Here is a 16194-nt window from a genome sequence, read left to right on the forward strand (position 1 = left end):
CTTAAAACTTGGCTATAAATAAATATTTAACCGCAAAACACTTTCAGCTTATGTTCATATTCACACGCCTAATATGCCCATAACATCCTCGAACAGGATTATTGGAGCAAACCATGAACAGACTACATCGATGGAATTGGCTAGTGTTAACGGCGGCATTAGTGGCCTTGCCTTTCACTACCACAGCACAGGCTGCGGGCATATCTGCGAGCCAAGGATCGAGCACAGCGGCAAGCCAAGCCGAACTCGAACAAATGCTGGCGCCTATTGCCCTGTATCCCGATAGCTTACTGACCCACATACTTATCGCTTCAACTTATCCACTCGAAATAGTGCAGGCACAGCGTTGGTTAACCCAGCGCCCCAAATCATCGATCGACCAAATTATGTCGCAAGCCGAAGATCAGGACTGGGACCCGAGCGTCAAAGCCTTGCTGGCCTTCCCGACTCTGCTGCAAAAAATGAGTGAAGATCTCGAATGGACTCAAAGACTCGGTGAAGCCTTCTTAGAAGATGAAGGCCAAGTGATGAACAGCATTCAGTCCCTAAGACAACAGGCTGATAAAGCGAATAGCTTAGCGGACATGGATAACATGGCAATTACCCGCGCCAACAATCAGATCATCATAGAACCCGCTAAGCGAGAAATCGTCTACGTCCCCTATTACGATCCACGCGTGGTTTACGGCACATGGCGTTGGGGTGTGGCTTATCCACCTGTATATTGGAAATTTGGCGGCTATGCTGGCTACCCCTATCGTCCGAGTCATACCCATTTCTACTGGTCACCGGGCATCCATATTTCCTTTAACTACTTCTTCAGTTCGTTCCACTGGCACAACCATAAAGTGGTGGTGATCGACTATCGCCATTCACACCGATATCGCCCACGGGAAAGATACAGTGTTAGCCATGGCGCACAACCTTGGAAACATAAACCCGAACATAGACGCGGTGTGAGTTATCACAATCCAGTGGTGAAACAACGCTATTACCATGATGATAAATATCGCGGCAGAGATTCACACTCAAGCGGCAGTAAACAGCACTTCAATAGCCAATATTCGAAGTCAAAAGAACGCCAAGATACCCATAGCAATCAGGGCAATATGAGTAATCAGGGTCATAAGAGTCGTGACAATAAGGACTATCACAGCGTCAGCCGTGAACGTGATAACCGCACGCCGAGTTATCAGAAAACGCAAGCCGAGTTAAAGGAACGTCGCTCCGCCCCTATGGTACAAACACCAACCCACAAGGAGCGTAATGACATGCAATCAAGACCCGTGCAGTCAAAGCCAATGCCATCAAAGGAGCCTCAGCAAAGGCAATATCAAACTCGTGAGCCGCAACCGCGTAATATCGATCAACAAAGGGCACAGTCACAAAGGCAAGAAAAACCAAGAACTATGACCCCAAGAGTTGAAACGCCACGACCTGAAACAAGACGTACAGAGCCACAACGGATTGAACAACCAAGACAAGCTGCGCCTAGACAACACGAAGAAGTGAGAGTGAGACAAAGTGAGCCACGCCAAAATGCGCAAACCGCTCGCTCGGTAGAACATAACCAAGGTCGATCAACTCAAAGCCAAGAACGCCGTCATAGGGAATAACAAGATATAAACTGAAAACGAGTGCCCAGAAGACTCACCCTCTTACTGGGCATTTTTATGGATTATTTATCTGTAACATCACCTCACAAAGGCAACTTCCTCCAGAGTTAAGATCCTAAATATATCTCATATTCCAAAATGGACTACAAATAACAATTTTAATAACCAAATTTGTAGATATAGTCAGAGTGCGAGTCAAACTGGCTTCATCCGGTCGTCATTTGGCTCTCTTATAAACTCACATCTTGGAGGATAAAATATGGCAACCTTATTAATTGTGCCAGGGTTTGGTGGTAGCGGCCCTTTACATTGGCAAAGTTGGATTGCACAAAAATATGAATCAGCTATATGGGTCAATGACTTACCACTATTGGAGCCTAAGATTCATATCTGGGCCAATGCCATTTGCCGCGCAATCGATCAAATCGAAGGTGAAATCCTCATCCTCGCCCACAGTTTTGGCTGTTTAGCGACAAGCCTTGCCATCGCTCATCATCCACAGCGGGTAGCAGCAGCTATTTTAGTCGCGCCAGCATCACCAGCACGATTTTCTGAGAATGGACACATTCTGCCTGAACACGATGGCACTCAAACGATCAAACACTTGTTGCCAAGACATCCCTTAGGTGTCACTGGGCTTGTCATTGCCAGTGAAAACGATCCTTGGATGCCCTTTAATCAAGCTGCAAAACTGGCAAAAAAATTGGGATTCCCAACAATCAACTTAGGGTTAAGTGGCCACATTAATGTCGATTCCGGACATGGACAGTGGCCCCTCATTGATGTGCTTATTGGTAATCTTATCTATCAAATAGAAAGTGCAACTCAGAGCCTGTCTAACGATCTCACAAACTCAAACACACAAAAGACACACTTATTACATAAAAGAATATCAAATCGCAAAATGTAACTTTTTAGTTATCAATATTTGATTATAATTCCAATTACGTTGTCAAAAACCACTTACATGAGGACTTATATGGCAACCAAAGAAGATCTACAAACCGTGATCCCCGTGCTCGTCAATAGTTTAGAAAAACTACTGGGTAGAATTGAGTTTGGGACAGTGGAATTAACCTTTCACCATGGGAAATTAGTGCAATTAGAAAAGAAAGAAAAAATTCGTTTAGACCAAGTTACGCCGTCGAAATAAAAACGAAATTTACCACCCAATCAACACAGTTAGACCACATCGCTGACCGGTCAACCGGAAGCCTTATTAAATAATATGAGGATTTCGGTATGAATATTTTATCTCACCTACAAAAAGCAACACTCACCTTAGTTTTGGCCTCTACTAGTTTTCTCGCACTCGCTGAAGATACGCTATTGAATGTTTCCTATGATCCAACCCGTGAATTCTATCGGGAATATAACCAACTCTTTAGCCAATACTGGCAAAAACAAGGCCATAAAGCCCCAACCATACGTCAATCTCACGGTGGTTCAGGCTCGCAAGCTCGCTCAGTTATCGATGGATTAGAAGCGGATGTTGTCACTCTGGCACTGGCCTATGACATTGATGCATTAAGGCAAAAAGCGGATTTAATTCCTGAAAATTGGCAAAGTCGCCTGCCACACAATAGCTCGCCCTATACCTCGACCATAGTGCTATTGGTTCGCAAGGGAAATCCCAAAAATATCCATGACTGGAATGACTTAGTTCGTGAAGGTGTAGAAGTCATTACCCCAAATCCTAAGACTTCAGGCGGGGCGCGCTGGAACTATCTTGCCGCTTGGGGTTATGCACTGAAGCAATACGGCTCAGAAGAAAAAGCGTTAGAGTTTGTCACTCAGATTTATAAAAACGTACCTGTGCTGGACTCTGGCGCCCGTGGCGCAACCAATACCTTTGTACAGCGTAAAATTGGCGATGTGTTCATCGCTTGGGAAAATGAAGCCATATTATCTGTTGAGCAGTTAGGAAAAGGTGAATTTGAAATCATTGTTCCAAGTGTCAGCATTCTTGCTGAGCCACCAGTGACAGTGGTAGATAAAAATGTCGATCGCAAAGGGACACGTAAGTTAGCAGAAGCTTACCTAGCACATCTCTATACTGATGAAGCACAACACCTAGCAGCAAAACACTTTTATCGCCCGACAAACCCAGACATTGCGTTGCAATACAAAGACAAGTTTCCACAACTGACGCTCTTTACCATTGATGAGGTTTTTGGTGGCTGGAACAAAGCACAAAAAACTCATTTTAATGATGGTGGTCAATTCGATTCTATTTTAACCAAGATTAGCAAGTAATCTTTTACGCGGTTTCACTCATACGAAACCGCCCATTGGTTTCACTTATCTCGCGACGGAATAATGATATGAGCAAGGTTGTCATAAAATCTGTGCTACCTGGATTTGGTATTACCTTAGGCTTCTCAGTTTTATATTTAAGTTTGCTATTTCTTATTCCTGTAGCCGGATTAGTTCTGTTTACGCTGCAAATGAGTTGGGCTGACTTTTGGGTCGCAATTAGTCATCCTCAGGTTGTAGCCTCATACAAGCTGTCATTTACGGCGTCTTTTATTGGCGCCAGCATTAATGCCATTTTTGGGACTCTCGTCGCTTGGGTGTTAGTACGTTATCAATTTTTTGGTAAAAAAGTCGTCGATGCTTTAGTCGATCTGCCTTTTGCCTTACCGACGGCTGTCGCAGGTATCGCGCTCGTAACGCTTTATTCGACTACCGGGTGGGTAGGTCAATATTTACATTTATGGGGCATTAAAGTCGCCTACAGTCAAATTGGTGTTGTGATCGCCTTAACTTACATTGGATTGCCCTTTGTCGTGCGAACAGTGCAACCGGTTTTAGCAGACTTTTCAAAGGAACTTGAAGAAGCCTCAGCATCCCTCGGTGCTAATCGATTAACCACCATAAGAAGAGTGATCCTACCTGCGGTATTACCTGCATTATTAACGGGTTACGCCTTAGCCTTTGCACGTGCAGTGGGCGAATATGGTTCCGTCATTTTTATCTCGGGCAATTTGCCCTATCGCACCGAAATTACTCCGCTACTGATAGTGTCCAAAGCTGAGCAATATGACTATAACGGCGCTGCGGCTATCGGAGTGGTCATGCTCGCAGCAGCTTTCCTCTTATTGTTATTAATTAATAGCCTACAGTGGTGGGCGAGTAAAAGAGGTTAAGTCTATGGGCCAAATATCGACTGTAAATCATCACGCTACTACTGAGGCTCCTTGGATAAAGTGGAGTTTAATCGGGATCGCATTAAGCTTTCTCGCACTGTTTCTGGTTTTGCCATTAGCGGTTGTGCTCTACGGCGCCTTCGAAGCGGGTCTCAAGGTCTGGTGGCAAGCCGTGACCGATCCCGATGCGCTCGCTTCCATTCGCCTCACCTTGTTAGTGTTAATTATTGTTGTACCCACTAATGCTATTTTTGGTGTCGCCATCGCTTGGGCCATTGCTAAATTTGAGTTTAGAGGCAAAACCATACTGATCTCGATAATCGATATGCCCTTCGCCATTTCACCCGTAGTGGTCGGGCTGATTTTTGTGATCCTCTTCGGTGCCCAAGGCTGGTTTGGGCCTTGGCTTGCTGCCCATGATTTAAAAGTGATTTTTGCCGTTCCGGGCATAGTCATTGTCATCATGTTCGGCACTTTACCCTTTATTGCCCGTGAACTCATCCCACTGATGCAGCAACAGGGCAAAGATGAAGAAGAGGCCTCACTCACCCTAGGTGCCAGTGGTTTAAAGACCTTTTGGTACGTCACACTGCCGAACATTAAGTGGGGCTTACTCTACGGCGTGATCCTGTGTAATGCCCGTGCTATGGGCGAGTTTGGGGCGGTAGCAGTGGTCTCTGGACGCATTCGCGGTGAGACCAATACTATGCCGCTACACATAGAAGTGCTTTATAACGAATACATGTTTACGGCCGCGTTTGCCGTGTCATCCCTGCTCACAGGTTTAGCACTGGTCACTATCGTGCTGAAAAGCCTCGTGGAGTGGAAAGATGAGCGCAAACATCAAATTAACTAAACGCAACGTCCTTGGGAACAGAGCATTATGAGCATACACATTCAACAAGTTAATAAGCGTTTTAGTGATTTTGTTGCCGTAGACTCGGTCAATTTAGAGATCAAAACCGGAGAGCTGACGGCCCTTTTAGGCCCATCCGGCTCAGGCAAAACAACTTTACTCAGGATTATTGCCGGACTCGAACAGGCCGACAGTGGCATAGTCAGATTTAATGGCGAAGACATCACCACACAGCATGTGAGTGAACGCGGTGTCGGTTTTGTATTCCAACATTACGCCCTGTTTAAACATATGACTGTATTCGAAAATGTCGCCTATGGACTCACAGTCAGACCACGAAAGACACGTCCGAGTAAGGCAGACATTGCCGATAAGGTGCATTCATTACTCAAACTCGTCCAATTAGATTGGACTGCTAATCGCTATCCATCACAACTTTCAGGCGGTCAAAGGCAACGCATCGCACTCGCCCGCGCGCTTGCGGTCGAACCTAAGGTTCTACTGTTAGACGAACCCTTTGGCGCGCTCGATGCAAAAGTCCGCGCAGAATTACGCCGCTGGTTAAGACGCTTACACGATGAGATTAATGTCACTACCGTATTTGTGACCCATGATCAGGAAGAAGCACTCGAAGTCGCAGACAAAATCGTGGTGATGAATCAAGGTCGTATCGAGCAGCAAGGTACGCCAGAAGAAGTCTATGATAATCCAAGCAATCCTTTTGTGTACGAGTTTCTTGGCAATGTGAACCTATTTCATGCCCGGGTAAAACAAGGGCATAGCACTATAGGCAATATCCACATTCCCTCACCTGAACACACGATTAGCGAAGAGCAACAAGGCTTGGCCTATGTTCGTCCACACGAAATCGAAGTACTGACACAACCAACTGAAAATGCCCTTAAAGTCAGTTTAGACTTAGTGACCATAGTTGGCCCTGCAGTGAGATTAGAAGTCCTAACTGAGCTAGATAACCAACTGATCCATGTTGAATTATCTAAAGTGCAATTTAAACAGCTTGGCATAAACAAAGGTGATAGCGCTTGGATCCAGCCGCGCTATACCAAAGTCTTTTTAGGGGAAGGTATTTAGCCACTCACCGCCCTAATCAATAGATCAGAACTTCAAGGTCAAGGACTGACCTTCACCCATTCCCTGCCACTCAACACTCAAATCCATAATCTCATTGAGAATATGATCAAAATCTGTTTGGTTAACAGTAGGAACGGCTAAGTCTCGACTGCTACAGGCTTGCTCTAACAGATAAATAAAGCCGTCATAGGTTGGCGTTTCACCCGACCACAGTAGCGACTGCAGGGTCTCAACTATGGATTCGGTTTGCCACACCTCCGTTTTATCAGCGATGGCGCGGGAGGTTTCATTATGCTCTAAGGTAAAGCTGATATCGGCGCCAGCTCTGATCTGCGAGAAGAAAGCGCCTTGAATATGCAGGCGTTTTTCAACCACATAGTGGATCATATCGTGAGGTGCTATACCTTGTTCTGGCATTTGGGTTTGGGTCGCACTACCGTCCATGCGCACACAGCGCAACTGGCCATAACGCTGAGTACCTTTAGTGAAGATGACTTGCATAAAACCATCCTTAGTATTTTGATTAACGCATGCATAATGCGAACTCAAGTATAGTCCAACTCTGCGCCAGCATTAGAAAAACAACAACACTCTGCCGTTATAAATTACGCTGGATAAAGCGGAAACACTCTTCTGCCGCTAAGGGTTTACTAAAGTAAAACCCTTGCACTAAGTCGCACCCCATACTCGACAATAATACCAATTGCGCCTCGTTTTCAACCCCTTCAGCGACCACAGTTAACCCCAATTCATGGGACATAGAAATAGTTGCAGCGCTAATGGCTGCATCATTCGAGTCGGTCTCAATATCCTTCACAAAGGATCGGTCGAGCTTTAACCTGTCTAAGGGCAAGAGTTTCAAATAGGATAAAGAGGAATATCCTGTACCAAAATCATCGATGGCGAGTTCGATACCATGTTGACGTAATTCCGCTAATAGGCGCGCATTCTGCTCAGGATATTGCATCGCCACACTCTCGGTGATCTCCAGCTCCAGCGCTCCTTTGCCCAACTTATGCTTCACCAGCACATTGGTAATATCGGCGACTATCGTATCCTTACGAAGTTGATGTGCCGACAGATTCACCGCCATTCGCAACTCAGTGGCACCCGCTGCGCGCCAGACAGCAAGTTGCGCCATCGCCGTTTCTAACACCCATTGGCCAATTGGGATGATCATGTCGATCTCTTCGGCTATGGGAATAAAACGGTCAGGCGCTATCATGCCAAATTCGGGATGCTGCCAGCGCACAAGCGCTTCGACACTGACCACTTGCCCGCTTCTAATATCAATTTGTGGCTGATAATGCAGCCGCAATTCGTCGTTTGCTAACACTTGCCTCAGGCCCGTTTCAATATGCTGGCGCTCAGTGATCAAGGTGTTCATTGCCGCAGTAAAGAATTGATAGTTATTGCGTCCAGCCGCTTTTGCGCGGTACATGGCCATATCAGCATTTTTCATCAAGGCTTCAACACTGTCACCATCATTGGGGAATAAACTGATCCCTATACTTGGCGATGAATGTAATGCTTGATTATTAATCACATAGGTTTGACTCAAACCACTGCGCAGCGCCTCGGCTAAACTGGCCACTTCATCATGGTTCGTATCGGACAAGGCAACCACAAACTCATCGCCCCCCAAACGCGCCACAGTATCATTATCACCAACGATGTATTTCAAACGTCGGGCCACCTCTAGCAGCAGTTGATCGCCCACATGGTGGCCCAAGGTATCGTTGATATTTTTAAAGTGGTCCATGTCGATGAACATTACCGCTATTTGGCTGTGGGATACCAGAGCATCCTTAAACACCACTTCGAGGCGCGACTGCAAGCTCAGTCGATTAGGCAATAAGGTCAAAGAGTCATGATGGGCAAGGAAATGAATGCGTTCCTCACTGACTTTACGCTCACTGATATCGGTAAAGCTGCCAATATAGTGGCTCACTGCACCAGAATCATCCCGCACCACAGACATCATCAACCATTTCGGGAAATCGTAGCCTTGTTTATGCCTATCCCAGACTTCACCTTGCCAGAAACCCGTTTGCTCGAGGGCAGCACGGACTTGAGAATCGATACTTTTATCCGTTCGTTCAGCCTCTATAAAACGGCAGTTTTTACCAATAATGTCCTCTCGGGAATAACCCGTGATCTGAGAAAATGCGCTATTCACATCCACAATGATATCGTTGGCATCCATAATCGTGATGCCTTCACCACTCTGCTGAAATACTTGCGCCAAGAGATTTACCCGCGCAACGGTACGCTCCTGCTCGGTAATATCTTCGACAATAAACAAAATAAGCTGTTCACCATTAGCACCAGTTACTAAAGCCCCGTTAAGGCGCACCGCCACTAATTGGCCATTTTTATGTAAATAATGCTTCTGATAGGGGCCGTAACGGCGCGTCTGCTTTAAGCGCTCTAATTGCTCAGTTTCACTTAATTGATAACGCTTTGGGGTAAGATCCCAAGGATAAAGTTGATTAAGCTCATCGAGTGAATAACCCGTAATCGCTTGAAAGGCAGGGTTAATCGCCACAAATTGACCATCGTCTAAACGTTTAAGCACATGCCCTACAGGTGCCTTATCAAACAAATTACGATATCTTTGCTCGCTTTCGACTAAAGTGGCCTGAAAAGCCTGACGACGGGCAATTTCCTTTGACAAGGCCATGGTTTTTTCCGTCACTTTCGCGGCAATACGTTGACGCTCGCCGGAGGAAACTAGTGTCATGCCGCCCACGACCGCACAAGTGATAAAGGCGAGCAGCAGCATCAGTAGCGATAAGCTAAAAGTATCGCCCATCAGCACCGCATAGGATTGATAAATCACTATATGCCAATGACGATCCGCTAACATCAAGTTTGCCTGAAAATACTGCCCAGTTTTATCGCTGAAGAGCTTACTGCTAAATTCGGGAAACGATTTTTGAGTATTGCTATAAAGTAAGGTACCGCCCGCACTCATATCTGTCAGTTGCCACTGCAAGCCTTTTACACTATCAACATCATCAATAATGCCTTGCAAATCAATTACTGCTGAACAGAACCCTGAGATCTTACCCAATCGGTCAAAAGCAGGAGCTATGAGTAAAGTGCCACCAGGACCATTGGGATCTTGTGCTAATTGAATCTTGGCTGTCATCACGGGTGCTAACGTCGCACGCACTTTTGCGATGGCAGCAGCTCGCGTCGGCTCACTATTGAGATCTAATCCCAAGGCCGCTTCGTTACCTATCTGCGGCTGAATATACATCACAGGGACTAGCCAACCATCAGTATTCGCCTGCCAGCCTTCGGGACGAGTCACTTTGTAGGAACCACCAACCACAGAACGAATGGATGCCTCAAAACTTTGCTGATCGGCTGCCGCCACAAGCGGTGACCAAGACCAAGCTCTAAAGCCATCCTTCATCAACATATTGCGTTTGCCAAACTGTACAAACTCATCCTCAGAAACCTGCTCGCTATTATCGAACAAGCTTGCTAAGGCAACAATTTGTTGAAGGTTCGCATCTTGAAAACTTTCAATATTGCTAATAATCGCATTAGATTGAACCAGAAACTTATCCTGTAACTGTTGGCGCTGATTCATATCTGAGTAGTAATAAATCCCCACACAAAATAAAAAACCCACCAGCAAAGGCACACCCGTCTGAATGCGGCGAGAACGCCAAATAACTCGCTTATCAAATAACAACATAGTCAGAGGGATAAAAATCACGGCACCGAGCAAATCCCCAGTCCACCAATTTATTAAACTACCCAGTAAATCGGACTGTGGAATCGTACCGTTGATCACTAAGGCACTGTTGCCAAAAACGGTCGCCACAATACAAGTAAAGGCTAAGCTCAAGCAGGATTTAATGACGGTATTGGGATTATCTAAGGTGAATAAATGATCGACCCGTCCCAGAATATGGGCAGAAAGCACAGCCTGTATGCAAGACCCAATCGAGATAGCAAAGGGTAACCAGCCCCAATGTATATGCCCGCCAATATTAATGTTGATCAGTAGCGAACCAATAAATACCCCCACCCAAGGGACATATTCTTTCCACAGGATACAGGCAGCAATGGCAATCCCTGCGGCAGGCCAAATGGCAGCTGAATATCCTGGTGGCAACGCAATCATCAAGCCTAGTTTACCTACAATTATGTAAGCTAAGGCGATGAAAATGTTTACCTTAAGGTATGGGGTAATTGACTTTATGTGTAATCCTTTAAACTGCCATAGTTACAATATTCAGAATCATAATGCCCTACTCGTTAACTCAATCTCAAGTAGATATCTGGGCAGTGATAAAATCACAGTCTAATAATCGTTTTACCTAATGTAAATAGCGTAAATGACTGACACGACCATTGTTTTAACTTGATGTTTTTATTTGAGATGCCCATCTAAATTCCGCTTAGTCAAACTTTACTCGCATTAAAAATAAGCATGTAAACATGTGCGCATGAGTCAGAGAAAACAGCAGCGCTATTCGGCACGCCTAAAAAGTAAATGTTGGCTAACACCCGCAAGTTTATCGAGGTATTCATCCACCCCATGACTTAGCCAATACATCAACTTTAGCCAAAACAAATAAATGAAGCGCCTCACACATTTTTATTTTATGAGAACCAAATCAGTTAAATTCCGGTTAATTTTGTAAATTTATTTCTTTAATTTGGTTTTAATTAAGGTTTTTTTAACGCTTAAGCCCTTTTACCGCGGGGATCCGCTTTCAATCAATAGCCGCTTCTTGGTATCCTCCTGCCGCATAAAAAAGTTGCATGCTGAATATTTTTTGTTCTGCCAACTGACTCCCTTTCCCGTTCAACCGGACCCGTTAATTGAAATTAGCTCTTAGCCAATTCATTGCTGAAAGATTGAACCTGATTATTCGGTTTTCAACCTTTAGCATGACAAACCTAACCCTGTTTTTCGGGTTATTGTTTGTGCTGCCTGTAGCTGACGTTTTATCCGTGTTGATCGGCGGTTGTGTCGATATTAGCGAACTAATCAGCCTCAGCAATGGCTTTTTGGTCGAGTTTATCGGCGCTAGTTTGCTCAGCCTGTTATTACTCAATCCCCTCGTTATTCTGCAGTTATGGCATTTAATCGACTGCTGCTTCAAATTTTTCATTCATCTCGATTTAACTAACGCTTCACTTTTTTTAGCACCCCCAAGGCTAAAATCCCTCGAACATACCGCCCACGGTTGTCGCGCTCCGCCATTTTAACCCTCTGTTTTTAAATTCAAATTAAGCATTAAGCGCTGAAAGCGGATCTTAGATTTGCCTCGGGATGGCGGCACATTATTGTGTCATGCCTCTTGGGTTTCAGGATTTGCGCTCAGATAACGCCGCTTAGTGCGACTGCCGGTTAACGCTTGGCAGAGTTGTAAACCTTAGGGTTAGAGGAATCTTCCTTTGTTAATTCGAAAATTAAGTAAAGCAGCAATCGCGGCACTAGCACTCATGCTCGCGGGTTGTGATGGCGGTGTATTGGACCCTAAGGGCCAAATCGGTATCGATGAAAAACACCTGATTATCGTCGCCACCCTACTCATGCTCATTGTCGTTATCCCTGTGATTGCCATGACATTGTACTTCGCGTGGAAATACCGCGATGGCCGTGATCAGGAAATCTATGCGCCTAAATGGGCACACTCAACGGCGATTGAAACCGTAGTGTGGATAGTACCGATTGTGATCGTGATAGTGCTAGGTGTGATCACTTGGGGTTCGACCCATGATCTTGATCCATACAAACCTTTAGATCACGAAGCTAAACCCGTCACGGTTGAAGTGGTGTCGCTGGACTGGAAATGGTTATTCATTTATCCAGAACAAGGCGTGGCATCGGTCAATGAGTTGGCGTTCCCAGCCAATGTGCCGGTGAACTTTAAGATCACCTCTGACACTGCGATGAACTCCTTCTTCATCCCGCAGTTAGGCAGCCAGATTTATTCTATGGCGGGCATGACCACTAAGTTGCATTTAATCGCTAACGAGCCCGGCACCTTCGACGGTATCTCGGCTAACTACAGCGGCGCCGGATTTGCGGGCATGAAGTTTAAAGCGATTGCCACTCAAACACCTGCCGACTTCGAGGCATGGGTAGCCAAGTTAAAACAACAGGGCAAGAAATTGGACTCAGCGGCCTATGCCACACTGGCTAAACCGAGTGAATACAACCCAGTTGAATACTTTGGCTCAGTGAGCAAAGGGATGTTTGACCAAATCGTGATGCAATACATGCACATGGACTCACATGAGGGCATGAAAAGTCACGAAGGAATGGACATGCACGCAGGCATGGAACACATGGGCACTGAGCACACATCTGACATGGCAGACATGAAAGGTATGCACGACATGGCACATATGGCAGGCGAGCACGCGATGGAAAATACACAGAACATGGCCGACATGGATAGCTCAACACCTTCTGTACCGTCATTAACACAAGACTCATCCACAGAACCTTCATCATTAGAGCACTCATCCACTCATAAAGTGGAGGCGGAGTAATCATGTCATTTCTCGGTAAATTAAGCTTAGATGCGATTCCGTATCACGAGCCCATCATCATGGTGACCCTAGCGGTCGTCGCAGTGGTAGGTTTGTATATCGCAGCCTTGATCACTAAACACAAAAAATGGAGTGTACTCTGGAATAATTGGTTAACTTCAGTTGACCATAAACGCCTCGGTATCATGTACATAGTGTTGGCTTTAGTGATGCTCATTCGTGGCTTCTCCGATGCCATTATGATGCGTACCCAGCAAGCACTCGCCACCAACGGCGCCGCAGGTTATCTGCCGCCAGAACACTACGACCAGATCTTCACCGCCCACGGCGTGATCATGATTATCTTTATGGCGATGCCATTTATGATAGGTCTAATGAACTTAGTAGTGCCGCTGCAGATTGGCGCACGCGACGTTGCCTTCCCCTTCTTGAACAACCTCAGTTTCTGGCTGACCGCCTCTGGCGCTGTGCTGATTAATATTTCATTGGGTTTAGGTGAATTTGCTAAAACAGGTTGGGTGGCGTATCCCCCCCTCTCAGAACTGGCTTACAGTCCGGGGGTTGGAGTCGATTACTATATCTGGGCACTGCAAATTTCAGGCATAGGGACAACCTTAACCGGGGTGAACTTTATCGCCACCGTACTTAAGATGCGCGCCCCCGGCATGAAGCTGATGCAAATGCCAATCTTCACTTGGACTTGTACTTGGGCGAACATTTTGATCGTCGCGTCATTCCCTATCTTAACCGCCGTGCTAGCCATGTTAACGCTCGACCGTTATATGGATTTCCACTTTTTCACCAATGACGGTGGCGGTAACGCCATGATGTATATCAACCTATTTTGGGCGTGGGGACATCCTGAAGTTTACATCCTGATTTTGCCTGCTTTTGGTATTTTCTCCGAGGTGATCTCAACCTTCACGGCTAAGCGTTTGTTCGGTTACACCTCTATGGTGTGGGCGAGCGGTGCGATTTCAATTTTAGGTTTCATCGTTTGGTTACACCACTTCTTCACTATGGGCTCAAGTGCCAACGTCAACGCTTTCTTCGGGGTGATGACTATGGTGATTGCAGTTCCAACCGGGGTAAAACTGTTTAACTGGTTGTTCACTATCTACCGTGGCCGCCTACGGTTAACGGTACCTGTGTTGTGGACGCTAGGCTTTATGGTGACTTTCACCATAGGCGGTATGACAGGTGTGCTATTAGCCTTACCAGGAGCCGATTACGTTCTACATAACAGTTTGTTTTTAATCGCGCATTTCCATAACACTATTATTGGTGGTGCGGTATTTGGTTACTTAGCTGGCTTTGCTTACTGGTTCCCTAAAGCGACAGGTTTCCACTTGAATGAGCGTTTAGGTAAAGCGTCATTCTGGTGCTGGCAAATCGGTTTCTACGTGGCCTTTATGCCGCTGTACGTATTAGGCTTTATGGGTATGACGCGCAGAATTAGCCATACGGATAACCCGGCATGGAATCTATGGATCTACTTAGCCGCTGTGGGTGCTTGCATCATCATGGTCGGTATCATTCTGCAGTTTATCCAACTGTACGTGAGTATCCGTGACCGCGACCAAAACCGCGATACTACGGGCGATCCATGGAATGGCCATACGTTAGAGTGGTCAACCGCTTCACCACCCCAGTTCTATAACTTCGCTAAGCTGCCACAGGTTGATGATATCGATGCCTTTACCGATGCGAAAGAAAAAGGCTTGGCTTATCAAGGCCTCAAACACTATCAGCCAATCCATATGCCGAAAAATACCTCAAGCGGTATCTTAATGGCGCTGGGGATCACTGCCGCGGGTTTTGCCGCTATTTGGCACATTCTGTGGTTAGCCATTGTGGGCTTAGTGGGCGCGTTTATCGTGTTCTTATTCCGTGCCTATAACAATGACGTCGACTATTACGTGCAACCCGATGAAGTGGCTCGCATTGAAAATGCCCACTTAAACAATGTAGTAAGGGGCTGATATGAGTATTGCAATCCCAGCAGATTTAGAAGTAGCTCACGCAGAAGATCATCACGAACACCATGATACGAGTGGCAACACTCTGTTTGGTTTTTGGATTTACCTGATGACAGACTGCATTTTGTTTGCCTCGGTTTTCGCAACCTATGCTGTGCTCTACATGAACACGGACGGTGGCGTTTCGGGTAAAGACATTTTCGAATTGGACTTTGTGCTGATCGAAACTGCCGCCCTGCTCGTCAGTAGTATTACCTATGGCATGGCGCTGATTTTTGCTAAACGCCATAACAAAGCCGCGACCTTGGCTTGGTTACTCGTCACCTTCGTCCTCGGTTGTGTGTTTATCGGGATGGAAGTCTATGAATTCCATCACCTGATTGAACATGGCAATGGCCCGCAGCGCAGCGCTTTCCTGTCGTCCTTCTTCACCCTTGTCGGTATGCACGGCTTGCACGTGACCGCAGGTCTGATTTGGATGGCGATCATGATGATTGAAGTGGCGAAAACCGGTTTAGGTCATCGCAGCATCACCCGCCTGAGCTGCTTAAGCCTGTTCTGGCATTTCCTCGACATAGTGTGGATTTGTGTATTCACGGTCGTGTATTTATTGGGAGCACTGTAATGAGCGCACATAGTCATACTGATAAGCATAGCCATGGTACTGACAATCTGGCCGCGAGCATTAAGTCATATCTAATGGGCTTTGTGCTGTCTGTGGTATTAACCGCCATTCCATTTTGGGCGGTAATGACCCATCACTTCGAGCAATCGACGACGCTCGCCGTCGTAGTTGTAACGGCACTGGTGCAGATTTTAGTACACCTTAAGTACTTCTTGCATTTGGACTTTTCCAAGGAAGGCAAGATCAATACTTTCTCCTTCCTGTTTACCGCCCTGATTATTGTCATGGTAGTCGGCCTGTCGGTGTGGATCATACTCGAAGCCAACGCTTTGATGATGTAACGAGA

Annotated in this window: 14 protein-coding genes; 12 read left to right on the plus strand and 2 right to left on the minus strand. The window is 46.0% G+C overall.

The annotated features are described in order from the left end of the window. Window positions 1-113: 113 nt before the first annotated feature. The 7 genes from L5L97_RS12260 to L5L97_RS12290 all read left to right on the plus strand — a co-directional run bounded on the left by L5L97_RS12260 (window position 114) and on the right by L5L97_RS12290 (window position 6713). Window positions 114-1616 carry a DUF3300 domain-containing protein gene (locus L5L97_RS12260; RefSeq protein WP_263182176.1) on the plus strand — a complete coding sequence of 501 codons (1503 nt, stop codon included), beginning with the start codon at window positions 114-116 and terminating at the stop codon, window positions 1614-1616. 259 nt (window positions 1617-1875) lie between these two features. Further along, the gene (locus L5L97_RS12265) at window positions 1876-2526 is read left to right on the plus strand and encodes an alpha/beta hydrolase (protein ID WP_113940224.1); all 651 of its coding nucleotides are present in this window, start codon (window positions 1876-1878) and stop codon (window positions 2524-2526) included. 69 nt (window positions 2527-2595) lie between these two features. Continuing rightward, on the plus strand, window positions 2596-2769 hold the full coding sequence (locus tag L5L97_RS12270; protein WP_105250676.1) for a YezD family protein: 174 nt from the start codon (window positions 2596-2598) through the stop codon (window positions 2767-2769). 89 nt (window positions 2770-2858) lie between these two features. Then, the gene (locus L5L97_RS12275) at window positions 2859-3872 is read left to right on the plus strand and encodes a sulfate ABC transporter substrate-binding protein (RefSeq protein WP_263182177.1); all 1014 of its coding nucleotides are present in this window, start codon (window positions 2859-2861) and stop codon (window positions 3870-3872) included. A gap of 68 nt (window positions 3873-3940) precedes the next feature. Continuing rightward, window positions 3941-4765 (plus strand): sulfate ABC transporter permease subunit CysT, encoded by an 825-nt coding sequence (cysT, locus tag L5L97_RS12280; RefSeq protein WP_011790693.1) that lies wholly within the window; start codon window positions 3941-3943, stop codon window positions 4763-4765. Between the two features lie 4 nt (window positions 4766-4769). After that, a complete protein-coding gene (gene cysW, locus L5L97_RS12285) occupies window positions 4770-5621 on the plus strand; it encodes a sulfate ABC transporter permease subunit CysW (RefSeq protein ID WP_198572436.1) in 852 nt (283 codons plus the stop codon). A gap of 27 nt (window positions 5622-5648) precedes the next feature. Continuing rightward, the gene (locus L5L97_RS12290) at window positions 5649-6713 is read left to right on the plus strand and encodes a sulfate/molybdate ABC transporter ATP-binding protein (RefSeq protein WP_168826299.1); all 1065 of its coding nucleotides are present in this window, start codon (window positions 5649-5651) and stop codon (window positions 6711-6713) included. Window positions 6714-6737: 24 nt separating this feature from the next. Here L5L97_RS12290 and L5L97_RS12295 read toward each other — a convergent pair whose 3' ends face one another. Together L5L97_RS12295 and L5L97_RS12300 are read right to left on the minus strand one after the other, a co-directional pair. Further along, the gene (locus tag L5L97_RS12295; RefSeq protein WP_113940220.1) at window positions 6738-7214 is read right to left on the minus strand and encodes a cytoplasmic protein; all 477 of its coding nucleotides are present in this window, start codon (window positions 7212-7214) and stop codon (window positions 6738-6740) included. Window positions 7215-7311: 97 nt separating this feature from the next. Beyond that, window positions 7312-10935 carry an EAL domain-containing protein gene (locus L5L97_RS12300; protein WP_263182238.1) on the minus strand — a complete coding sequence of 1208 codons (3624 nt, stop codon included), beginning with the start codon at window positions 10933-10935 and terminating at the stop codon, window positions 7312-7314. Window positions 10936-11561: 626 nt separating this feature from the next. On the opposite strand from L5L97_RS12300, the gene L5L97_RS12305 reads away from it, so the two are divergent. The 5 genes from L5L97_RS12305 to cyoD all read left to right on the plus strand — a co-directional run bounded on the left by L5L97_RS12305 (window position 11562) and on the right by cyoD (window position 16189). After that, window positions 11562-11951, plus strand: coding sequence for a hypothetical protein (locus tag L5L97_RS12305; protein WP_263182178.1), 390 nt, complete (start codon window positions 11562-11564; stop codon window positions 11949-11951). Between the two features lie 189 nt (window positions 11952-12140). Next, the gene (cyoA, locus tag L5L97_RS12310; protein WP_168826287.1) at window positions 12141-13244 is read left to right on the plus strand and encodes a ubiquinol oxidase subunit II; all 1104 of its coding nucleotides are present in this window, start codon (window positions 12141-12143) and stop codon (window positions 13242-13244) included. Between the two features lie 2 nt (window positions 13245-13246). Further along, complete coding sequence (gene cyoB / locus L5L97_RS12315; RefSeq protein ID WP_198572439.1) at window positions 13247-15226, plus strand: cytochrome o ubiquinol oxidase subunit I; 1980 nt, start codon at window positions 13247-13249, stop codon at window positions 15224-15226. Window position 15227: 1 nt separating this feature from the next. Beyond that, window positions 15228-15848, plus strand: coding sequence for a cytochrome o ubiquinol oxidase subunit III (gene cyoC, locus L5L97_RS12320; RefSeq protein WP_173248335.1), 621 nt, complete (start codon window positions 15228-15230; stop codon window positions 15846-15848). After that, window positions 15848-16189, plus strand: a complete 342-nt coding sequence (gene cyoD / locus L5L97_RS12325; protein WP_263182181.1) for a cytochrome o ubiquinol oxidase subunit IV — start codon at window positions 15848-15850, stop codon at window positions 16187-16189. The genes cyoC and cyoD overlap by 1 nt, the downstream gene beginning before the upstream one ends. Window positions 16190-16194: the final 5 nt, after the last annotated feature.

Source organism: Shewanella sp. SM71 (assembly GCF_025653905.1).
Lineage (GTDB): Bacteria > Pseudomonadota > Gammaproteobacteria > Enterobacterales > Shewanellaceae > Shewanella > Shewanella oncorhynchi.